Source organism: Streptomyces sp. JN8 (genome assembly GCF_055808075.1).
Genome location: NZ_CM147852.1, coordinates 5,720,183 through 5,742,041, shown reverse-complemented (window position 1 = coordinate 5,742,041; position 21,859 = coordinate 5,720,183). Strand labels below are relative to the sequence as shown.

The following is a 21,859-nucleotide window of genomic DNA, read 5'->3' as shown; positions in this document are numbered from 1 at the left end:
ACGGGGGCCGGGATCGTCACCGTCTCCGTGGCCGTCGCACCCGCCGTGACCGGCCGGGCCGCCGTCGCCGCCCGCTTCGCCGCGTCCGCGTTCTTCGCCGTGTTCTTCGTGCTCACTGGGACACCACCGCCTTGCCGTCGGCGCCCGTCGCGCCCCTCGTGTACTGAGGGTGTATCAGACCGACACAGCTGTACGGCAGTTCGTCGACCTCCTCGACGGGTACGCCGCGCTGCTCGGCGAGCAGGCGGACGTGCGCGAGGTCGGCCTCCGCGCCCCGCTTGGCCAGGATCTTCCAGGGAACGCGGCGGAGCAGCACGCGGGTGGTCTCGCCGACGCCGGGCTTCACCAGGTTGACGTCGTGGATGCCGTACTCCTCGCTGATCCGCTCCACGGCGGCCCAGCCCTCCCAGGTCGGGGTGCGGTCGGCGGCCAGGAGTTCCTTGACGTCCGTGTCGACGGCCGCGGCGACCTCGTCGAAGCGGGCGGCGACGGCGTCGAGGAAGACGCCGGAGACGTCCGCGCCGGCCAGCTCGCGGTAGAACTTCCCGCCGTGGAAGTCGTTCGGTCCGACCAGGTCGGCACGGAGCACCGTGCGGGAGATCAGGCCGGAGACCGTCGAGTTGAGGCAGGCGGAGGGGATGAGGAAGTCCTCGCGCGTCCCGTACGTGCGGACGCAGGAGCCGGGGTCGGCGAGCACCGCGATCTCCGGGTCGAAGCCCGTGATCCCCTCGGTCGCCTCGAACTCCTTTATCGCGTCGGCGAGTTCGCGGGTGATGGCGCCCTTGCCGGTCCAGCCGTCGACGAACACGACGTCCGCCGGGTCGTGGTGGGCGGCGAGCCAGCGCAGCGCGTTCGCGTCGATGCCGCGGCCGCGGACGATCGAGACGGCGTAGTGGGGCAGGTCCAGCTCGTGGCGGGCCTGCGCCCAGCGGCGCATGAGGACGCCGACGGGCGTGCCGGCGCGCGCGAGCGAGACGAGCACCGGGCGGCGGCCCGGCCGCTCGGCGAGGACGGTCTCGGTGACGGTGCCGACGGCACGGGCGATCCGGGCCGCCGAGGCCTCCAGGGCCGCGTGGAACAGCTCCTGGTAGCGGTCGCTCGGCTGGTACTCGACGGGGAGCGACTCGGCGTAGTGCGCGCCGCCGCTCTGGATGGCTTCCTCGCGTTCCTCGGTGGGTGCCTCGAGCTCGACGTCCGAGAGGTCCTGGAGCAGCCAGCCGACCTCCTCGGGTGCGTACGAGGAGAAGGCGGGGCCGCGGAGGGGCTCGGGCAGCATGGAGCTCCTTTCGGGAGCTTCGGTGGCGTCGGTGACCTCGGGCGTGGCGTCGTGCGGAACGTACGGCGAGGCGGTGGGCGTGTACGAGGGGACGACGGCGAGCACGACGCGCGGGATGTGCGCGGCGAGCTGGGCGAGCAGGCCGTCCGGGGCGTGCAGGGCCGGGGTGTCGGCGGCGGAGTCGACGACGAGGACGACGGCGTCGAAGCCCGCGCCGGCCACGTTGTAGGCGTAGCGCTCGCCGGGGCCGTCGGCGGGGTCGTCGTGCGCCGGGAAGACGAGCCGGGTGCGGATCGCGTAGCCGGGGTCGTCGACGGCCAGGACGGGCGAGCGGGTGGTGGTGGAGAAGCGGACGTCGTGCCCGGCCTCCTCCAGTGCGGTGCCGAGGCGCAGCGGCGCGTACATCAGCTCCTCGAAGCCGAGGACGAGCACGCGGGGGCCTGCGGCCGGCCGGGCCGGGCTGGGGACGGGGACGGGGACGGGAGGGGTGGTCCGGGCCGCGTCGGTGGGCGCGGACGGCGCCGGGGCGGACGCCGCCTCCTCGGCCGGGGCCGCCTGCTGAACCGCCTCGGCCGGGATCACCTGCTGGGCCACCTCAGCCGGAACCACCTGCTGCGCCACCTCGGCCGGGACCACCGGCTGCGCCGCCTCGGCCGGGACCACCTGCTGGGCCTCGTCGGCGGCGGGTCGCGCCTCGCCGGCCGGTGCGGGCCGCGCCCCCTCGGCCGCAGCCGCCGCCCGTACCTCGTCGCCCGGGATCCGCGACGCCCCTCCGGCCGGGCTCTGCCGCGCCCCGCCGGCCGAGGCCTTCGGTGCCCCGTCGGCCGCGCCCGGGAGCGCCTCCGCGATCCTGGCCGCCATCCCGGGCAGCGCCGCCTCCAGGCGGTCCCGCTGGTCGGGCGTGAAGCCGTGCCGGCCGCCGTCGGGCAGCCCCTCGGGCCAGTCGAGCGCCACCCGCACGTGCGCGCGTCCGTGCCCGGCAGTGGCGTCCCCCCGCCCGGACACGGCATCCCCGCCTGCGTCCCCGCTCCCGGACGCGGCATCCCCGCCCGCGTCCCCCCGCCCGGACACGGCATCCCCGCCCGCGTCCCCGCGCCCGGTCGTGGCATCGCCGTCCGCCTGCCTCCGGCCGGTCACGGCGTCCCTCCGGCCGGTCACGGCGTCCGCCCGCCCGGTCGCCGCGTCCCCGCCCGCGTCCCGGCCAACGGTCCCGCTCACCGGCTCACCCACCGGTCCGCGCGCCGGCTCGTACGCCCGCTCGTGCTCCGCCACCAGCGCCTGGCCCTTCTCCAGGACCCCGTCCGGGAGGCGGACGGTGCCGGCGGCGCCGGATATCAGGTCCACCCGGGCGCCGATCTCCGCCGCGAAGGCGTCCAGACGGCCCAGGTCGGCCGCCGAGCGCATGTCGACGAGGGCGACGACGACGTACCGGTCGCGCGGGTAGCGCTCGTGCAGGGCCCGCACGGTGTTGAGGACGGTGTTGCCGGTGGAGAACTCGTCGTCGACGAGGACCAGCGGGCCGTCGCCGGCGAGCAGCTTCGGGTCCTCGGGCAGCAGCAGGTGCGAGGTGGCGTGCGAGTGGGACTCCTCGAAGCCGCCCGCGCGGGCGACCCCGGCCACCGGCCGCCGGGTGGAGTGGAGGTACGGGGCGAGGCCGAGGCCGTCGGCGACGGCGTGCCCCAGGGCGGTGGCCGTCTCGGCGTACCCGAGGACGACGGCGCGCGCCGCCTCCTCGTCGCCGAGGAGCGCGCGGACGCGCCGGCCCAGGTCGAGGCCGGAGCCGTGGACCACGGACGGCCGCTGGGGCACGTGCTTGCCGAGCACGCTGGAGACGAGCAGGTGCGCGCGCTTGGGGTTGCGACGCAGCGCGAGGCCCAACAGGGTCGGTAGCGCCTCGTCGCCGATCAGTTCGACGCCCAGTCGCTCCGCGACCCACGTTCCGGTCCACACCACGTCGTCGACGTCCCTTCGTCAGCCGGCCAGTCCGGCGGTGAGCAGATCCACGAAGCCGACGTCCTCCTTGGCGACGCCGAAGACCTCGGCGCGCAGGAGGGTGCGCTCGGCCCACGCGCGATGCGGCTTCACTTCGTTCATCTTGTTCGTGTAGGCGGAGCGGAGCACCCCGCCACCGCCCTGTTCCGGCCGCAGGATGTCCTGGGCGTCGCTCCACTCCTCGTGGCTGACCACGGAGAGCGCGTGCACCGGCACCACGTGGGTGGGGTGGATGCAGGTCTTCCCGAGCAGGCCGTTGGCGCGGTCGAGCTCGATCTCGCGCAGCAGGCCGTCGAGGTCGTGCTCGATGAGGGCCGTGCGCAGGTCCTCGGCGCGGCCTTCGAGGAAGGGGCTGCGGCGCAGCTGGGGCTTGAACATGCGCTCGCCGGGGCGGAAGTACTCCCAGACGGGGCCGGTGACGGTGAAGCCGGTGCCGTCGGAGCGGCCGAGGACGTTGACGACGTCGGCGATGACGTGCGCGACGATCTTGACGTCGTAGGCGGTCATGTCCGGCGAGCGTCGGAGTCCGTAGGCGGAGCAGAAGTCGGTGACGCCGAGCCGCAGGGCGAGGACGCGGTCGCGGTACTTGTCGGTGATCGCGGCGATGCCGGCGAGGGTCTCGGCCCGGGTCTCCAGATGGAGGAGGTCGGGAGACTCCAGCACGGGCATGGCGAAAAGACGCCTTCCGCTCGTCCGTTCGGCGTGAACCAGCGCTTCGAGGAAGGCCTGCCCGCGTGCCTCGGTGAACTTCGGCAGTACGAATCCGGACAGGAGGCGGACCGTTTCTCCAAGCCGGGCGACGAGGTCGGTGATCTGGTGCGGATCACGGACCCGGATGAAGAGCAGGGGCAGGTCGGCGGCGGGGTCCGTGGCGGGGTCGGCGTCCGTCACGGTCCCGGCGGCGAGGTCGGCGAACTGGCGTACGAGGTTGTCCTCGCCCGCCTCGACGTCGGCGTCGCTGATGGAGTCCTCCAGGCAGAGCACCATGGAGACCACTCCACGGGCCGCCTGCTTGCGCACGTCGGCGGCGAGCCGGGGCCGGGTGGCCGGGCTGTAGAGCGTGGCGCCCAGGGCCACGGCGAGCGTGCGCGCGGGCGAATCCGCCGTGAACACCGCCGGTTCCCGGTGGAAGAGACCAGCCCGCGTCGCGGACGGGATGTGCCCGAAATGACGCATATAACTCCCTCGCCTCTCTCTTCGGAACCTGACGACATGTGGCCGGTAATAGTACGTAGGTGCGGGTGTCCGCAGTTCCCTCCATGCATGAAATCCAGGTAACTCGTCGACGTCCGTCACGGCGACCCGGGACGGGTGACGCCCCCGCGTTGTCCGCGGGTCCTCCGGGAGGGCAGGATGACGGTCATGACGCACGCGATGCTGAAGGGCTCCAACGTCCCTCTCGACACCGCGGCCGTACGGGCCGTGCTCCGCTGGACCCCGGGCTCCGGGGTCCCCGACGTGGATGCCTCGGCCCTGCTCCTGGGGCCCTCCGGCCGGGTGCGGTCCGACGAGGACTTCGTCTTCTACAACCAGCCGCGCCATCCTTCGGGCCTGGTGCGACGGCTGCCGAAGAAGCGTGACTCCAAGGGTCTCACGGACACCGTGGAGGCCGATCTCGGCAGCCTCGACCCGTCGGTCGACCGGGTGGTGATCGCGGCCTCCTCCGACGGCGGGACCTTCCGCTCGGTCTCCGACCTGCGGATCCTGCTGTACGACGCGACGGCGGGGCCCGAGGCCGAGGCGCTGGCCCTGTTCTCCGTGACCGCGGAGACGGGCGAGGAGACGGCCGTCATCTGCGGCGAGCTGTACCGCCGCGGGGACGGCTGGAAGTTCCGGGCCGTGGGCCAGGGCTATCCGACGGGGCTGGTCGGCCTCGCCACCGACTTCGGCATCTCGGTCGACGAGGACGCGCAGGACGGCTCCCCGGGCGCCCAGGACGGCTCCCAGGAGGCCCTGGGCGGCTTCCGCGAGGTCCCGGGCGGCCAGGGCGCCCCCGCCGAGGCCCAGGGGGGCACCGCGGCCACCGTGGCCTCCGGCGGCGACCCGGACCCCGACCTGACCGTCGCCCACACCCCGGCGTCCCTGCCCCCGCAGCCGACCGTGCCGCCCCGGCCCGACCGGGCCCCCTCCTACGGCTATCCCCAGCAGCCGGCGCACCCGGCCCCGGCGTACGGCTATCCGCAGCCGGTGAACGCCTCCGAGCAGAACCCCGCCCCGGACTTCCGGATGCCGCCGATGGGCCCCCAGTTCGTCCGGTCCTGAGAGCCGGGCGCCGGACCGCCCGCGCGGACGGGCTGCCCTCCCCCGGGACGGGCCGTCCGCGTGCGACCCGGCCGGCCCCGGGGCCCCGCGGACGCGGGCAACGGCTACGCCTTGGTCTTGTAGCCGCGCCCCCACTGCAGGCCCCAGCCGTACAGCCGGTCCAGTTCGGCCTGGAAGCCGTACACGAAGCGGACCTCGCGGCGGACCGTGAGCTCGCCCTTGGCGTTCTCCACGGAGAAGACCGCGCAGGAGCGGGCCTGCGGGGCTCGCTCGTCGAGTTCGATCTCGATCCGGGGGCCGTTGCTCGGATAGAGCGTGATCTTGGCGTGCGTACGGTCGAAGGCCGGCGTCTGGTCGTAGATGTACACGAAGAACAGCAGGCGCTTGATCTCGTCCTTGTGGTCCAGGTTGACGAAGATCGTCTCCCCCGAGGAGCCGCCGAAGCGGTCGTCGCCGCTGAGCTTCACGTACGGCGCGCCGTTCAGGTCCCCGAAGAAGCCGCCGAGCGGCTGCACCACGCCCTTGCTGCCGTCGGCGAGCTCGTAGAGGCAGCCGAGGTCCAGGTCGACGTTGACCATGCCCTGGGTGTGGGCCTGCACGACCTCGGGCTTGAAGAGCTGGGACGGGTTGCGGAGCAGCCGGCCGCTCTGCCGGGAGCGTCCTTCGAGGTCGGAGGTCCTCATCCGCCAGGAGAGGTTCACCCGGAGGTTGCCGGTGGCCGCCCCCTGCTTGCTGAGCGAGACGGACGGGCGCCGTTTCGTCAGATCGATCGTGTTCGACGCGGCGCTGCCCGAGTCGAACTGCGACGCCGCCCTTCCCGGAAACAGGTTGTCCCAGAAGGCCATGCCGCCCTCACCCCCACTGATCGTCGACCGCCGGCGCCCCCGAGGGGCCCGTGCCGGCACCGCACATGGCTGCGGGGCGGCCGGGTGCTCCGGCCGCCCCGCAGGGAAGCGTTCCTCAATACCGGGGGTGTCACACCCCGGACGGCACCTCGGTCTTGTCCCCCGAGGAGCCGGACCCGCCCTCGGCCGCCGCCAGCCTGCGGTTGCGGCGGACGGAGGACCAGAAGGACAGGGCGATCAGGGCGACGCCGATGAGACCGGTGACGACCTCGGGGATCTGGTAGCGGATGGTGACCATGAGGATCACGGCCAGCGCGCCGATCGCGTAGTGCGCGCCGTGCTCCAGGTAGACGTAGTCGTCGAGGGTGCCCTGGCGGACCAGGTAGACCGTCAGCGAACGCACGTACATGGCGCCGACACCCAGGCCGAGCGCCATGAGGACGATGTCGTTGGTGATGGCGAAGGCGCCGATGACACCGTCGAACGAGAAGGAGGCGTCGAGGACCTCCAGGTAGAGGAACATGAAGAAGGCGGCCTTGCCGGCCAGCTGCACGGCGCCGACCTTCTTGCCGCTGCGCTTGGCCTCCTCCTCGGCCTCGTGCTCGCGCTCCTCCTCTTCCTCCAGCTTGTTCTCGAAGTAGCCGGAGAGCCCGCCGACGACGAGGTACGTGATGAGGCCGAAGACGCCGGAGAGCAGGACCGTCGCCGCCTTGTCGACGTGCGCGCCGCCGTGCTGGTGGGCCTGGGTCGCGAAGGTCATGGCGCTGACGGCCAGGACGATCAGGGCGATGCAGACCGAGAGCATGTCGATCTTGCCGAGCTTGGCCAGCGGCCGCTCCAGCCAGCCGAGCCACTTGATGTCGCGGTCCTCGAAGATGAAGTCGAGGAAGATCATCAGCAGGAACATGCCGCCGAAGGCCGCGATCGACGGGTGCGCGTCGGTGACGAGCTGCTCGTAGCGCTCGGCGTCGTTGAGCGCGAGGTCGACCGCCTCGATGGGGCCGATCTTGGCGCTGATCGCCACGATCACGACGGGGAAGACCAGTCGCATGCCGAAGACGGCGATCAGCACACCGACGGTGAGGAAGATCTTCTGCCAGAAGGCATTCATCTTCTTCAGGATTCCGGCGTTGACCACTGCATTGTCGAAGGAGAGCGAGATCTCGAGGACGCACAGGATCGCGACGATCCCGAACGCCTCCCACCCCCCGTAGAGCACCGCTGCGACCAGGCCGAGCGCCGTGATGGCGAACGACCAGCCGAAGGTTTTCAGAAGCACTGTTTGCCCCATCGTGAATTACATGGCTTTACGAGACATTGACCCCGAAGTCTAGAGCGATGCCCCGCAGACCCGACGCGTACCCCTGACCGACCGCGCGGAACTTCCATTCGCCGTTGTACCGGTAGAGCTCACCGAAGATCATCGCGGTCTCGGTGGAAGCGTCCTCGGAGAGGTCGTACCGGGCGAGTTCCTGGCCGTCCATCTGGTTCACGACGCGGATGAACGCGTTGCTGACCTGACCGAAGCTCTGACCGCGATTGTCGGCGTCGTGGATCGACACCGGAAAGACGATCTTGTCGCAGTGCGCGGGCACCTTGGAGAGGTCCACGATCAGGGACTCGTCGTCCCCGTCGCCCTCGCCCGTGAGGTTGTCCCCGGTGTGCTCGACCGAGCCCTCCGGGCTGCGCAGCTGGTTGTAGAACACGAAGTACTCGTCCCCGAGCACCCGTCCGGCCTGGCACAGCAGCGCGCTGGCGTCGAGGTCGAAGGGGGCTCCGGTGGTGGAGCGCGCGTCCCAGCCGAGCCCGACGAGGACCTGGGTGAGGTTGGGTGCGGCCTTGGAGAGGGAGACATTGCCTCCCTTGGCGAGCGTGACGCCCATGATTCGTTTCCTCCCCGGTGGTGATGAGGCACGTCCGGCGCCGCACGGGATGTGCGGCGCCGGACGGTTCGAGCGGTTCGGCTCAGACGTTGACGCCGAAGTCCTGCGCGATGCCGCGCAGGCCCGAGGCGTAGCCCTGGCCGACGGCGCGGAACTTCCACTCGTCGCCGTTGCGGTACAGCTCGCCGAAGACCATGGCGGTCTCGGTCGAGGCGTCCTCGGAGAGGTCGTACCGGGCGATCTCGGCGCCGCCGGCCTGGTTCACGACGCGGATGAACGCGTTGCGCACCTGGCCGAAGGACTGCTGGCGGTTCTCGGCGTCGTAGATCGACACCGGGAAGACGATCTTGGCGACGTCGGCCGGCACCGTGGCCAGGCTGACCTTGACCTGCTCGTCGTCACCCTCGCCCTCACCGGTGAGGTTGTCACCGGTGTGCTCGACGGAGCCGTCGGCGCTCTTCAGGTTGTTGAAGAACACGAAGTCCTGGTCGTTGCGGACCTTGCCCTCAGCGCTCACCAGGATGGCGCTGGCGTCGAGGTCGAAGTCCGTACCGGTGGTGGTGCGGACGTCCCAGCCCAGACCGACGGTCACGGCGGTGAGGCCAGGGGCCTCCTTGGTCAGCGAGACGTTGCCGCCCTTGCTGAGGCTGACTCCCACGAGTCCCTCCATGTGGTTTCCAGGGGCAGCGCCCCCAGTCGTGCGTTGGCATCGGATCAACGAGTGGATCCTAGTGACGGGTTCCCGCTCGAAACAGTCGATTCGCCCGGTGAATCCGGGTGTCGGGTCAGATCGGGGGCCTGAGCGCGTCGAGGGCCTTGACGTAGTCGCCGAGGTCGCGGGCCTCCGGCAGGCCGTTCACGACGGTCCAGCGGACCACCCCGGCCCGGTCGATGACGAAGGTGCCGCGCACCGCGCAGCCCTTCTCCTCGTCGAACACGCCGTAGGCGCGGGAGGCCTCGCCGTGCGGCCAGAAGTCGGAGAGCAGCGGGTACTCCAGGGACTCCTGCTCGGCGAAGACGCGCAGGGTGTGGATGGAGTCGGTGGAGACGGCGAGGAGCCGGGTGTCGTCGTTGACGAACGTCGCGAGGTTGTCCCGCAGCTCGCCGAGCTCGCCCGCGCAGACGCTCGTGAAGGCGAAGGGGTAGAAGAGCAGCACCACGTTCCGCTCGCCGCGGAAGTCGGAGAGCCGCACGGTGCGCCCGTGGTTGTCCCTGAGCGCGAAATCCGGGGCCTCGGCGCCGACCTCGATCGCCATCGCGTACGCATCCCTTCGGCGGGGCCCTGACCTTGGGCCGAATCGGTGAACCCCACCCTACGGCCTGGGCGTGCGGGCCCCCGGGAGGCCCGGCGCGGCGACGCACGAAAGCCCCCGCCGGCGGACCGGCGGGGGCTGATCGCAGCGTGGGGATCAGCGCTTGGGGGCGGTCAGGCGGGTGCCCGTCCAGTCCTTGGCGACACTGATGCTCTTGGTCTGGGAGAGACCAGCTGTCTGCGCGGCATCGTTGATGTCGCTCGGCTCGATGTAGCCGTCGCGGCCGGTCTTCGGCGTCAGCAGCCAGATGGTGCCGCCGTCCTCCAGAAGACCGATGGCGTCCACCAGGGCGTCGGTGAGATCGCCGTCCTCGTCGCGGAACCAGAGCACGACGGCGTCAGCGACGTCGTCGTAGTCCTCGTCCACGAGCTCGGCCCCGATGATGGACTCGATGCCTTCACGGAGATCGTGGTCGACGTCGTCGTCGTAGCCGATCTCCTGGACCACCTGTCCGGGCTCGAACCCCAGCCTGCCGGCCGGGTTGGTCCGCTCCTCCGCGTGGTCCGCGGTCGCGCTCACGGCTTGCCTCCTGCTCATTCGGTAAATGCTTGGGCCGCGCGTATGCGCGCGGCGCTGGCCGTAGTCCACACGTGCCGGGGTGGATCGCGCAAGTACCCGGCCGCGGAGACCGCCGAAACGGTGACGTTTGGGGCCGTCTCGCCGCAACTTCCGGCGCCCCGGTCACCCTGCTCCGTGATCAGGCACACATGATTCGTGCCGGTTTGAGGACTTCTGAGGTTTCAGTCTGCCGAACGCCCGGACGAAACGCATGCGCGGGTTGAGCGTAAGGTTGCGATTTGACCGCACCCAGAGTCGTGGAGGACACCGCCGGGGGTTACCCCTCGGTAAATGTGACGTCTGGCGCACACGGGGTACACGATGGTCATCCCGACCACTTCGTGGCCCCGTGGGCACCACCGAACAGCGAAGGAAGAGCGTGGCTCCCGGATCCGATCGCAACCCGATCATCATTGGCGGCCTTCCCAGCCAGGTCCCGGATTTCGACCCGGAAGAGACCCAGGAATGGCTCGACTCCCTCGACGCGGCCGTGGACGAGCGGGGCCGTGAGCGGGCCCGCTACCTCATGCTCCGGCTCATCGAGCGGGCCCGCGAGAAGCGCGTGGCCGTGCCCGAGATGCGCAGCACGGACTACGTCAACACGATCGCGACCAAGGACGAGCCCTTCTTCCCCGGCAACGAGGAGATCGAGCGCAAGGTCCTCAACGCCACCCGGTGGAACGCGGCCGTCATGGTCTCGCGCGCCCAGCGTCCGGGGATCGGCGTCGGCGGCCACATCGCGACCTTCGCCTCCTCCGCCTCGCTGTACGACGTCGGCTTCAACCACTTCTTCCGCGGCAAGGACGAGGGCGACGGCGGCGACCAGATCTTCTTCCAGGGCCACGCGTCGCCCGGCATCTACGCCCGCGCGTACCTGCTGGACCGGCTGAACGACACGCAGCTCGACGGCTTCCGCCAGGAGCGGTCGAAGTTCCCGAACGGGCTGTCGTCGTACCCGCACCCGCGGCTGATGCCGGACTTCTGGGAGTTCCCCACGGTGTCGATGGGCCTCGGCCCGCTCGGCGCGATCTACCAGGCGCGGATGAACCGCTACATGGAGGCGCGCGGGATCGCGGACACCTCCAGGTCGCACGTCTGGGCCTTCCTCGGCGACGGCGAGATGGACGAGGTCGAGTCGCTCGGCCAGCTCTCCATCGCGGCCCGCGAGGGGCTGGACAACCTCACCTTCGTCGTCAACTGCAACCTGCAGCGGCTCGACGGCCCGGTGCGCGGCAACGGCAAGATCATCCAGGAGCTGGAGTCGATCTTCCGGGGCAACGGCTGGAACGTCATCAAGCTGATCTGGGACCGCTCCTGGGACCCGCTGCTCGCGCAGGACCGCGACGGCATCCTGGTCAACAGGCTGAACACCACCCCGGACGGCCAGTTCCAGACGTACGCCACCGAGACCGGCGGCTACATCCGCGACCACTTCTTCGGTGACGACCACCGGCTGCGGGCGATGGTCGAGGGCATGAGCGACCAGCAGGTGCTGCACCTGGGCCGCGGCGGGCACGACCACAAGAAGATCTACGCGGCCTACGCGGCGGCGAAGGCGCACGCCGGCCAGCCGACGGTGATCCTCGCCCAGACCGTCAAGGGCTGGACGCTGGGCCCGAACTTCGAGGGCCGCAACGCGACCCACCAGATGAAGAAGCTGACGGTCGACGACCTGAAGCGCTTCCGCGACCGGCTGCACATCCCGGTGACCGACCGGCAGTTGGAGGACGGCCTGCCGCCGTACTACCACCCGGGCCGGAACTCCGAGGAGATCCAGTACATGCACGACCGCCGCAAGGCGCTGGGCGGGTACGTCCCCACCCGGGTCGTGCGGTCCAAGCCGCTGGCGCTCCCCGACGACAAGACCTACGCGGCCGCCAGGAAGGGCTCCGGGCAGCAGTCCATCGCCACCACGATGGCCTTCGTCCGCATCCTGAAGGACCTCATGCGGGACAAGGAGATCGGCAAGCGCTTCGTGCTGATCGCCCCCGACGAGTACCGGACCTTCGGCATGGACGCGTTCTTCCCGAGCGCCAAGATCTACAACCCGCTGGGCCAGCAGTACGAGGCGGTGGACCGCGAACTCCTCCTCGCGTACAAGGAGTCGCCGACCGGCCAGATGCTGCACGACGGCATCTCCGAGGCCGGCTGCACGGCCTCGCTGATCGCCGCCGGCTCGGCCTACGCCACCCACGGCGAGCCGCTGATCCCGGTGTACGTCTTCTACTCGATGTTCGGTTTCCAGCGGACCGGCGACCAGTTCTGGCAGATGGCCGACCAGCTGGCCCGTGGCTTCGTGCTGGGCGCCACCGCCGGCCGGACGACCCTGACCGGCGAGGGCCTCCAGCACGCGGACGGCCACTCGCACCTGCTGGCCTCGACCAACCCGGCCTGCATCGCCTACGACCCGGCGTACGGCTTCGAGATCGCGCACATCGTCAAGGACGGTCTGCGCCGCATGTACGGCTCCGAGGCCGAGGACGTCTTCTACTACCTGACCGTCTACAACGAGCCGATCCAGCATCCGGCCGAGCCGGACGACGTGGACGTGGACGGCATCCTCCAGGGCATCCACCGCTTCAAGCCGGCCGAGGCCGGCGCGATCCCGGCGCAGATCATGGCCTCCGGCGTCGCCGTGCCGTGGGCGCTGGAGGCGCAGCGGATCCTCGCCGAGGAGTGGAACGTCCGGGCCGACGTCTGGTCCGCGACCTCCTGGACCGAGCTGCGCCGCGAGGCCGTGGCCGTCGAGGAGCACAACCTGCTCCACCCGGACGAGGAGCAGCGCGTCCCGTACGTGACGCGCAAGCTCCAGGGCTCCGAGGGGCCGTTCGTGGCGGTCTCGGACTGGATGCGCGCGGTGCCGGACCAGATCTCCCGCTGGGTGCCGGGCCCGTACAGCTCGCTGGGCGCCGACGGCTTCGGCTTCGCCGACACCCGGGGCGCGGCCCGCCGCTACTTCCACATCGACGCCCCGTCGATCGTGCTGGCCGTGCTGACCGAGCTGGCCCGCGAGGGCCGGATCGACCGCTCGGCCCTGAAGCAGGCGGTGGACCGCTACCAGCTGCTCGACGTGGCGGCCGCCGACCCGGGCGCCGCCGGCGGCGACGCCTGATCCGACACCTTCCCGGGGCTCCGGGAAAGCCTCCCGGCACCGCCCGGACGGCACAGCGCACCTGGTGAGGGGCGGTGGGACCTCGGTCCCGCCGCCCTTCGGCGTTCTCTACGATTCCCCGCATGAAGGATCGCTGGGAAGCCCGTACACAGATGCCGCTGCTGGTGCTGGCCGTGGCCTTCGGCGTCGCGTACGCCGTGCCGATCGTGGCTCCCGACGCCGCGCCCTGGGTGCACCGGCTGTGCAACCGGGTCGAGTGGGCGGTGTGGGCGGCCTTCGCCCTCGACTACCTGGTGCGGCTGGCACTCGCCCCGGCCCGCTGGGCCTTCGTCCGCTCCCACCCCCTCGATCTGCTCTCGGTCCTGTTGCCGCTGGTGCAGCCGCTGCGGCTGCTGCGGGTCGTCTCCACGCTCCTCCTCGTCGGCCGGCGGGCCCGGATGGCCCCGCAGATCACGCTGACCACCTATGTGGCCGGAGCGGTGGTCGGGCTGATGATGTTCGGCTCGCTGGCCGTGCTCCACGTCGAGCGGGACGCTCCCGAGGGCAACATCAAGACGCTCGGGGACGCGGTCTGGTGGTCGTTCACGACGATGACCACGGTCGGCTACGGCGACCACGCCCCCACCACGGGGCTCGGCCGGATCCTCGCGGTGGGCCTGATGCTCTCGGGCATCGCCCTGCTCGGTGTCGTCACGGCGAACATCGCGGCCTGGTTCATCTCCCGCTTCGACCGCGACGACGCGGTGGAGCGCCGTCAGACCGAGCTGCTGGAAGCGCTGACGCGGGAGGTCCGCGAACTGCGCGCGGAGGTCGCCCGGCTGTCTGCCCCGGCGGGCGCCGCCGCGGACGGCCCCACCCTGCCGGCGGTCCCGGCGCCCCATGTCCCCCGCGACCCCCGCGACCCCGCCGCCCCTCCCGTATCAGCGACTCCTCCCGCTCCTACCGCTCCCAGAGCTTGAACGCTCTGACCTCGTAGGGCGTCTGCGGCACCCATGTCCCGCGCCCCGGGTAGGTCTCGAACTCCCCCGTCTCCGCGCACTCGGCGGACTGGTACGTGGTGACGGGCCGTCCCGTGCGGTTGGCGAGGGACTGGGCCGAGGCTCCCGGCGGCAGCGCGACACAGCTGTCGATGTCGGTCGTGGCGAGTTCGTGGGTCTGCACCCTGCCCTTGAAGTCGGGCTTGGGCCAGAGGCAGAGCCGCCCCGGACCGCAGGCCCCGAGCACGGTCCCGGCCGGCGCGGCCGCCGCGGGGGCCGCGAGGCAGGCGGCCAGGACGGCCGCGACGAGCAGGGCGCTCTTCGTGACCGATTGCGTCGCCGGCCTCCCCGTCGCCGACCTCGCCGTCGCCGACTTCGTATACGTGTACATGCTGATGAACCCCCGTTTGGTGACTCTCCGTAACCAAAAGCATGGCGGAGGTCGTCCCGGGACGGAAGAGGGGCCGCCCCCGTTCACGCGAACGGGTGACGGCCCCCGAGAAGGCCCGAGGTCCGGCGTCCCGCGGACACCCGCGGGACGCCGGACCGGACGTCAGATGTGGCCGCCCATGCCGCCGGCCTCGGCGTTCTCGCCGCGCTTGGTGAGCGTGGCGACCAGGGCCGCGACGACGGCGACGACACCGGCGACGGTGAAGGCCAGGCCCATGCCGTCGAGGAAGGTGTCGTGGATGACGCCGGTGATCTGCTGGAAGACGTCGGGGGTCATCCCCGGCGCCTGGGCCAGCTCCGCCGGGGCCATGCCGAACTCGGCGGCCTGCTCCAGCTGCGGATCGGCCGGGGCCGGGATGCCGGCGGCGACCCAGTTGGACTCGAAGGTGGCGGCGACCTTGGAGGACATGACGGCACCGAGCACGGCCGTGCCGAGCGCGCCGCCGACCTGCATCGCGGCCTGCTGGAGTCCGCCGGCCACGCCGGAGAGCTCCAGCGGCGCGTTGCCGACGATGACCTCGGTGGCGCCGACCATGACCGGCGCCAGGCCGAGGCCGAGCAGGGCGAACCAGAGCGACATGACGAGGGTGCCGGTGCCCGACGAGAGCGTGATCATGCCGAACATCGCGACGGCCGTGCAGACCATGCCGCCGACCAGCGGGACCCGCGGGCCGAACCGGGTGATCAGCGCGCCCGCGAGCGGCGAGGAGACGATCATCATCGCGGTCAGCGGGAGCAGGTGCAGACCGCTGTCGACCGGGCTGAGCCCCTTCACGCCCTGGAGGTAGAAGGTCACGAAGAAGAGGCCGCCCATGAAGGCGAAGGCCATGAGGACCATCAGGACCACGCCGGCCGAGAGCGGCACGGAGCGGAACATGGCCAGCGGGATGAGCGGCTCCTTGACCTTGGTCTCCCAGAAGGCGAAGACCGCGAAGAGCAACACCGCGCCCAGCAGGCCGCCCCACGTCTTGCCGCTCGACCAGCCCCAGGACTCCCCGGCCTTGATGAGGCTCCAGACGAGGGAGGCCATGGCGCCGGAGAGCAGCAGGATGCCGAGGATGTCGAACGAGCGGGGCGCGTTCTCCGCGCGGTGGTCCTTGAGGATGACCAGGCCGAGGACGAGCGCGACGACGCCGACCGGGACGTTGATGAAGAAGACCGACTGCCAGCTGACGTGCTCGACGAGCAGGCCGCCGACGATCGGGCCGCCCGCGGTGGACGCGCCGATGACCATGCCCCAGATGCCGATGGCCATGTTCAGCTTCTCGGCGGGGAAGGTGGCGCGGAGCAGGCCGAGCGCGGCCGGCATCAGCAGGGCTCCGAAGAGGCCCTGGAGGATGCGGAAGGCGATCACGGCCCCGATGGAGTTCGAGAGGCCGATGGCGCCGGAGGCCAGGGCGAAGCCGGCGATGCCGATGAGGAAGGTCTGCCGGTGCCCGAAGCGGTCTCCGAGCTTGCCGGCGGTGATCAGCGCGACGGCGAGCGCGAGCAGGTAGCCGTTGGTGATCCACTGGACCTGGGCGAGGGAGGCGCCGAGGTCGGTCTTGATGGCGGGGTTGGCGATGGCGACGATGGTGCCGTCGAGCGCGACCATCATCACGCCGACCGCGACTCCGAAGAGCGTCAGCCACGGATGGCCGCGCAGTCCCTTCGCCGGGGCCGGTACGGGTTCCCGGGCGTCCCCCTGACCCTGCGGGGCCTTTTCCACGGTGGTCTGACTAGTCATGCGAACGAGGCTAGTGACAGTCACTGACAATTGACAAAGCGATTCACGCGCCGGTAACTGTCACGTAGCTCACAGGTACGCTGAGCAGGACGAAATGCGTGAGAAACGTGAAGTAGGGGACCCTGACGTGACCTTGCCCGGCCTGCGGGAGCGGAAGAAGCAGCGAACGCGCGAGGCACTGGTCAAGGTGGCCCTCGAACTCTTCACCTCGCACGGCTACGAGCGGACGACCGTCGACGAGATCGTCGACGCCGTCGAGGTCTCCCAGCGGACCTTCTTCCGGTACTTCTCCTCCAAGGAGGAGGTCGCCTTCGCCGTCCAGCAGATGGTGGAGGAGCGCTTCGTGGAGGCGCTCCGGCGGCGGCCCGCCGGCGAGGGGCCCTTCGACGCGCTCCGCAACGCCGTGCTCTCCGGCTGGGACACCATCGGCGACGCCATCACCGCGGTCGTCCCGCTGGAGCTGTACCTGCGCACCTTCCAGATGATCGAGTCGACGCCCGCGCTCCTCGCCGTCCATCTGCGCCGCTCCATGGAGATGGAGGAGACCCTCGCCGGGATCATCGCCGAGCGGGAGGGCCTCGACGTCGACGCGGACCCGCGCCCGCGGATCGCGGTGGCGGCCTTCAGCGGTGTGATGCGCGTGACAGGGCAGATGTGGGGCCGGGGCACGGATCAGAGCCTGGAGGCCATCCGTGCCTTGACCGAGCGGTATCTGGATCACCTCGGTCCGGCTCTCGCACCCCGCTGGCGCGACGGGGCGTAGGTCACGATCGGTCGGATCGTCCGCCCGCGCCCCGTAGGGTGGCCGCCCGTGACACCCGTCGAAGCCGACTCCCCCTCGCTCGTCGTCCTGCGCACCCTGCTGGCGCTCGCCGTCGTGTTCGTGATGCTCGCGACCACCGGCTGGACGACGATCACGCACCGCCCGGTGCCCGGCCCGTCCCGCGAGGCCGCGCTCGCCGCCTGGGCGCGCGACCGTGTCGACCACCGCCCGCTGCCGGCGCCGACCGCCTCGGCCGGGGTCGTCGCCGCGTACTTCGCCCGGCTCGGGTCCGCGCGCGCGACGGCGCTCGCCGTGCGGCACCCGCTCGTCGTCGGCAATCTCGACGGCGTGCCGGTGGCCCTGCGCTACCGCGCCAACCGGATCACCCTGGGGCGCGCGCTCGACGCCGAGCGGGACCTGGTCCGCGACGCCCGGCTCTCCGCCGAGGGCCGGCACGAGGCGCAGCGGCGCCTGGACCGGTTCGTCTCGCTGCTGCGGCCCGGCCGGCAGGTCCTCGCCTTCGATCCGACCGGTACGGGCCGTACGGCCGAGGTCCTCGGGGATCTGACGCGGGCGCGGCACGTCTCGGTGATCGTGCCCGGCGTCGACACCAACCTCCTGACCTTCCAGAAGACCCACGGCCGGTACGGGGCTCCCGCCGGCATGGCCCGGTCGCTGTACCGCGCCGAGCGGGAGGCCTCCCCCGGCGCGAGGGTCGCCGTGATCGCCTGGGCCGACTACACCGCGCCCGCCGGGGTCGGCGTCGACGCGATGACCGGCCGCCTCGCCGAGGGCGGCGCCGCGCGGCTGGTCCGGCTGGCCGAGGGCCTGCCCGGCCACGCGCGCGTGGCCCTGTTCTGCCACAGCTACGGCTCCGTGCTCTGCGGGGTCGCCGCGCCCCGGCTCCCGGCCCGGGTGACCGACGTGGCGGTGGCCGGAAGTCCCGGGATGCGGGTGGAGCGGGCGGCGGATCTCCGGACCCCCGCGCGCGTGTGGGCGATGCGGGACGCCGACGACTGGATCGCGGACGTGCCGCACCTGGAGGTCGGCGGGGTCGGGCACGGCGCCGATCCGGTGGCCCCGGAGTTCGGCGCCCGACTGCTCTCGGCCCGCGGCGCCGTCGGCCACAGCGGCTATTTCGCGCCGGGCACCGAGAGCCTCGGCAACTTCGCCGCGATAGGCGTCGGCGCCTACGGCGAGCTGGTCTGCGCACGTGCCGACAGCGCTTGCCACGAGGGAATATCCGGTACGGAAGGGCGCTGACGCGCGTAGATCACGTAATTTCGGGACCTTTCACGGGGGCGACGCACAGGCACACGCCGCATACGATGAGGCGTATGGGTGATGTGCTGGCCGGAATTCATGCCACCTGGGAGTTCGAGAGTGACGCCCTCGTCATCCGCTTCGACCGGGGGAACCGTGCGCCGAGACTCTTCGGCGTGCTGCGCGAACGACGTGTACCGCACGAGGCGCTGGCGTCCGTGACGCTCTCGCCCGGCAAGCGGGGCACCGTCGTGCTGCACGCCGTGCCGAGACCGGGTGCCGATCCGCTGATGGAGGCGGCCGCGGGACAGCTCCCGGAGGCCTGCGACCCGTACCGCCTGGTGCTGCCGGCGGACCGGGAGACGCTCGCCGAGTACTACCGGGACGAGCTGCGGGCCGTCCTGGGGACGGGGACGGGTGCCTACTCCGGCGACCCCTCGGACGGGCTCGGCGCGGAGCCCGCTGACCGCTTCCTCGTGGCACCGCCGCAGGGTCCGCAGTCCTTCAAGGCGTACGACGGCAAGGCGAGCTTCGACGGGCAGTCGGAGGTCTCGTTCCGCTGGTCGTGGACGGGGGCCTCCTCCGAGAAGTGGAAGGCCGGTGACCAGTTCTTCCACGTACGGGACCTCTGCGGGGTCGAGTGGCGCTCGCCGGACGTCCTGGACGGGCACCTGCGGCTGGTGCCGCGGGGCGGCGAGCCCCGCGCTTCCCAGCCCGACCACGATCCGGCGTCCGTCGTGTTCGGCCTCGGCTACGGGCCGGTGCACCTGTCGCTCCCCTTCGCCGCGGCGGTCCTCGCGGCGATCAGGACCGCGGACCGCGTACCGGCCCGCACGGCCGCCGCTCCCGGGGCGGTCGCCGAAAGGATTCGGCACCTGGGTGAACTGCACGAGGCGGGACTGGTGACGGACGAGGAGTTCTCCGCGAAGAAGGCGGAACTCCTGGCGGAGCTGTAGCCGGGCCGGGGGTTCGGACGCGGACGCGGGCACGTTCCTGTCCGCGTCCGGACTCCCGGCCCGAGCCGTGTCGGGGGCGCTGACCGAAGCGCGCCCGGAACCCCGGCCCGAGCGCGTCGGAAGCGCGTCCGGAGCCCTCGGCCGTCGGGGCGGGGCCGGCGCCGGGGCCCGGTGTCATACCCGGGTATCAGGCCGGAGCCCGGTCCCCGGTATGACGTCGGGGGCCCGGCCCGCTGCCTACCCTGAGCGGGTCATGGCTACCGAACCGCGGCACGAGCCGCCCACCCCCGCCCTGCGGCGGCTCAGCACCCGGACGCGCGAGACGTTCCGGGGGCTCGGGACCGCGCTCACCACGCCCACGGCACCGGGAGCGCCGCTCCTCGCCGACGCCTCCTCGCGCTGGGTGCGGCTGCTGCCGTACGCCGTCGCCGTCGCGTTCGTCGCCTCCCTGCTCCCCACCACCGTCCACCTCCTCGCCGAGGACTACGGCGTCCACGGGGCACTCGCCGGAGCCGTCGGCACCGCCCAGACCGCGCCCCTGCTGCTCGCCGTCTCCCGCCCGCTCCAGGCCTGGTGGATCATCTTCACCGCCGACGTGCTCGGCGCGCTCGTGCTCCTCGTCGCCGACGGTCCGCGCGCCGAACTCTGGCCCTGGACCCCGCCGGTCGTCGTCGGCTACTGCGCGCTGATGGTCGCGCTCGGCCTGCGCGAGTCCCGCCGGGCCCTGTTCGGGGTGTGGCTGGCGACCGGGGCGGCCGGCTACGTCCTGGAGGCCTTCCGGCCCTCCGAGTACACCAGCGTGCACACCCTGCTCGTCGTGCTCAGCGGGGTGCTGCTCCTCCTCACCTCGGCGGTACGCGCGCGGGGCGACGCCCAGCGGCGGCTCGTCGAGCAGGAGACCATCAGCGAGGCCGAGCGGGCCCGCCGCACGCTCCTGGAGGAGCGCGCCCGGATCGCGCGCGAGCTGCACGACGTGGTCGCCCACCACATGTCGGTGATCACCGTGCAGGCCGACTCGGCCCCGTACCGCATCCCCGGCCTCCCGGACGCGGCGCGCGAGGAGTTCACCTCGATCGCGTCGAGCGCGCGCGAGTCGCTGGCCGAGATGCGACGGCTGCTGTCGGTGCTGCGCAGCGACGGCGGCGAGGGCGAGCGCGCCCCGCAGCCGGGCCTCGACCGGGTCCAGCAGCTCGTCGAGGCGACCGTACGGGCCGGGGTGCCGGCCGAACTGCGGCTCGCCGCCGACCTCGGGGACGTACCGCAGGCGGTGGACCTGTCGGCCTACCGGATCGTGCAGGAGGCCCTGGCGAACGTCGTCCGGCACGCCCCGGGCGCGTCGACCCGGGTGTCCGTCCGGGCGGACGGCGGCTGGCTGACGGTCCTGGTCGTCAACGGGCCCCCGACCGAGCCGGGTTCCGCGGTGGAACGCGGTGCGGCCGGCACCGGGCACGGGCTGGTCGGCATGCGGGAGCGCGTACGGTTGACGGGCGGCTCGCTGGACACCGGGCCGCTGCCGGACGGCGGCTTCCGGGTCGCCGCGCGGCTGCCGCTGACCCCGGACCCGGTGCCCGCCGCGGCGAAGCCCCGCGACCCGGCACCGGCCCCGCGTCCGACCCCGCCCCCTGCTTCGCCCCCGACCGCCGAGGACCCCGAGTGACCATCCGCGTGATCATCGTCGACGACCAGGCCATGGTGCGGGCCGGTTTCGCCGCACTGCTCGCCGCGCAGCCCGACATCGACGTCGTGGGCGAGGCCCCGGACGGGCGGCAGGGCGTCGACGTGGCCCGCTCGACGCACCCGGACGTGGTCCTCATGGACGTGCGGATGCCGGAGCTGGACGGGCTGGCCGCGGCCCGGGAGATCCTCCACCCGCCGGCCGGGGTCGTGCACCGGCCGAAGGTCCTCATGCTGACCACCTTCGACGTGGACGACTACGTCTACGAGGCGCTGCGCGCCGGCGCCTCCGGCTTCCTCCTCAAGGACGCGCCCCCGGCGGACCTGATCGCGGCGGTACGGATCGTGGCCGCGGGCGAGGCCCTGCTCGCCCCGTCCGTGACGCGCCGGCTCATCGCCGACTTCGCGGCCTCCCGGCCCGCTCCCCGCCGGGACACCACGGCGCTGCGCCTGAACGGGCTGACCCCGCGCGAGACCGAGGTCCTGGAGCTCATCGCGCGCGGCCTGTCCAACCAGGAGATCGCGGACCACCTCGTGCTCGCCGAGCAGACGGTGAAGACCCACATCGGCCGGGTGCTGGCCAAGCTGGACCTGCGCGACCGGGCGCAGGCGGTGGTCTTCGCCTACGAGTCGGGGCTGGTGACCCCGGGCACGGCGTCCTGACCCGCTCGCGGCGCGGCGCCACGGGCACGGCCCGCCGGGGCCCCACCGCGTGACGCCCCGGAACCGGCCCCGCCGCCCGCCCCCCGGCCCGGGCCCCGCGGCCCGAATCCCCGGAACGGGACCGGGCCCCCGGCCTCCCGCACCCG

Annotated in this window: 18 protein-coding genes; 8 read left to right on the top strand and 10 right to left on the bottom strand. The window is 72.2% G+C overall.

Features of this window, described 5'->3' with window-relative positions; all coding sequences use genetic code 11:
* Nucleotides 1-112: 112 nt before the first annotated feature.
* Both ACY0MR_RS25245 and ACY0MR_RS25240 read right to left on the bottom strand, forming a co-directional pair.
* Nucleotides 113-3,229 carry a phosphoribosyltransferase gene (locus tag ACY0MR_RS25245; protein ID WP_473555504.1) on the bottom strand — a complete coding sequence of 1,039 codons (3,117 nt, stop codon included), beginning with the start codon at nt 3,227-3,229 and terminating at the stop codon, nt 113-115.
* 18 nt (nt 3,230-3,247) lie between these two features.
* Nucleotides 3,248-4,444, bottom strand: a complete 1,197-nt coding sequence (locus tag ACY0MR_RS25240; protein ID WP_361854409.1) for an HpcH/HpaI aldolase/citrate lyase family protein — start codon at nt 4,442-4,444, stop codon at nt 3,248-3,250.
* A 177-nt stretch (nt 4,445-4,621) separates the two neighbouring features.
* On the opposite strand from ACY0MR_RS25240, the gene ACY0MR_RS25235 reads away from it, so the two are divergent.
* Nucleotides 4,622-5,530: a TerD family protein gene (locus tag ACY0MR_RS25235; protein WP_473555502.1), complete on the top strand. Its 909-nt coding sequence runs from the start codon at nt 4,622-4,624 to the stop codon at nt 5,528-5,530.
* A gap of 104 nt (nt 5,531-5,634) precedes the next feature.
* On the opposite strand, the gene ACY0MR_RS25230 is transcribed toward ACY0MR_RS25235, so the two are convergent.
* The 6 genes from ACY0MR_RS25230 to ACY0MR_RS25205 all read right to left on the bottom strand — a co-directional run bounded on the left by ACY0MR_RS25230 (nt 5,635) and on the right by ACY0MR_RS25205 (nt 10,090).
* Nucleotides 5,635-6,375, bottom strand: coding sequence for a TerD family protein (locus tag ACY0MR_RS25230; protein ID WP_361854415.1), 741 nt, complete (start codon nt 6,373-6,375; stop codon nt 5,635-5,637).
* A gap of 130 nt (nt 6,376-6,505) precedes the next feature.
* Nucleotides 6,506-7,654, bottom strand: coding sequence for a DUF475 domain-containing protein (locus tag ACY0MR_RS25225; RefSeq protein ID WP_404080371.1), 1,149 nt, complete (start codon nt 7,652-7,654; stop codon nt 6,506-6,508).
* A gap of 28 nt (nt 7,655-7,682) precedes the next feature.
* Entirely contained in the window at nt 7,683-8,258 is a 576-nt protein-coding gene (locus ACY0MR_RS25220) for a TerD family protein (protein ID WP_266965648.1), read from the bottom strand.
* A gap of 82 nt (nt 8,259-8,340) precedes the next feature.
* On the bottom strand, nt 8,341-8,916 hold the full coding sequence (locus tag ACY0MR_RS25215) for a TerD family protein (RefSeq protein WP_015033386.1): 576 nt from the start codon (nt 8,914-8,916) through the stop codon (nt 8,341-8,343).
* A gap of 127 nt (nt 8,917-9,043) precedes the next feature.
* Complete coding sequence (locus ACY0MR_RS25210; RefSeq protein ID WP_403313176.1) at nt 9,044-9,514, bottom strand: peroxiredoxin; 471 nt, start codon at nt 9,512-9,514, stop codon at nt 9,044-9,046.
* Between the two features lie 153 nt (nt 9,515-9,667).
* On the bottom strand, nt 9,668-10,090 hold the full coding sequence (locus tag ACY0MR_RS25205; protein ID WP_041662345.1) for a DUF3052 domain-containing protein: 423 nt from the start codon (nt 10,088-10,090) through the stop codon (nt 9,668-9,670).
* A 418-nt stretch (nt 10,091-10,508) separates the two neighbouring features.
* On the opposite strand from ACY0MR_RS25205, the gene aceE reads away from it, so the two are divergent.
* Both aceE and ACY0MR_RS25195 read left to right on the top strand, forming a co-directional pair.
* Nucleotides 10,509-13,241: a pyruvate dehydrogenase (acetyl-transferring), homodimeric type gene (gene aceE, locus ACY0MR_RS25200; RefSeq protein WP_388799226.1), complete on the top strand. Its 2,733-nt coding sequence runs from the start codon at nt 10,509-10,511 to the stop codon at nt 13,239-13,241.
* A 122-nt stretch (nt 13,242-13,363) separates the two neighbouring features.
* Entirely contained in the window at nt 13,364-14,200 is an 837-nt protein-coding gene (locus ACY0MR_RS25195; protein ID WP_388799223.1) for a potassium channel family protein, read from the top strand.
* Here ACY0MR_RS25195 and ACY0MR_RS25190 read toward each other — a convergent pair.
* Nucleotides 14,181-14,609, bottom strand: a complete 429-nt coding sequence (locus tag ACY0MR_RS25190) for a peptidase inhibitor family I36 protein (RefSeq protein WP_473555496.1) — start codon at nt 14,607-14,609, stop codon at nt 14,181-14,183. The genes ACY0MR_RS25195 and ACY0MR_RS25190 overlap by 20 nt on opposite strands.
* A gap of 162 nt (nt 14,610-14,771) precedes the next feature.
* Nucleotides 14,772-16,394: an MFS transporter gene (locus ACY0MR_RS25185; protein ID WP_392204031.1), complete on the bottom strand. Its 1,623-nt coding sequence runs from the start codon at nt 16,392-16,394 to the stop codon at nt 14,772-14,774.
* A gap of 94 nt (nt 16,395-16,488) precedes the next feature.
* Here ACY0MR_RS25185 and ACY0MR_RS25180 point away from each other — a divergent pair, with 94 nt between their 5' ends.
* The 5 genes from ACY0MR_RS25180 (at nt 16,489) to ACY0MR_RS25160 (ending at nt 21,713) form a co-directional block, all read left to right on the top strand.
* The gene (locus ACY0MR_RS25180) at nt 16,489-17,157 is read left to right on the top strand and encodes a TetR/AcrR family transcriptional regulator (RefSeq protein ID WP_451061753.1); all 669 of its coding nucleotides are present in this window, start codon (nt 16,489-16,491) and stop codon (nt 17,155-17,157) included.
* 48 nt (nt 17,158-17,205) lie between these two features.
* The gene (locus tag ACY0MR_RS25175; RefSeq protein ID WP_388799214.1) at nt 17,206-18,420 is read left to right on the top strand and encodes an alpha/beta hydrolase; all 1,215 of its coding nucleotides are present in this window, start codon (nt 17,206-17,208) and stop codon (nt 18,418-18,420) included.
* 74 nt (nt 18,421-18,494) lie between these two features.
* Nucleotides 18,495-19,376 carry a DUF4429 domain-containing protein gene (locus tag ACY0MR_RS25170; protein ID WP_361854443.1) on the top strand — a complete coding sequence of 294 codons (882 nt, stop codon included), beginning with the start codon at nt 18,495-18,497 and terminating at the stop codon, nt 19,374-19,376.
* Between the two features lie 253 nt (nt 19,377-19,629).
* The gene (locus tag ACY0MR_RS25165) at nt 19,630-21,033 is read left to right on the top strand and encodes a sensor histidine kinase (protein ID WP_473555492.1); all 1,404 of its coding nucleotides are present in this window, start codon (nt 19,630-19,632) and stop codon (nt 21,031-21,033) included.
* A complete protein-coding gene (locus ACY0MR_RS25160; RefSeq protein ID WP_388799208.1) occupies nt 21,030-21,713 on the top strand; it encodes a response regulator in 684 nt (227 codons plus the stop codon). The genes ACY0MR_RS25165 and ACY0MR_RS25160 overlap by 4 nt, the downstream gene beginning before the upstream one ends.
* Nucleotides 21,714-21,859: the final 146 nt, after the last annotated feature.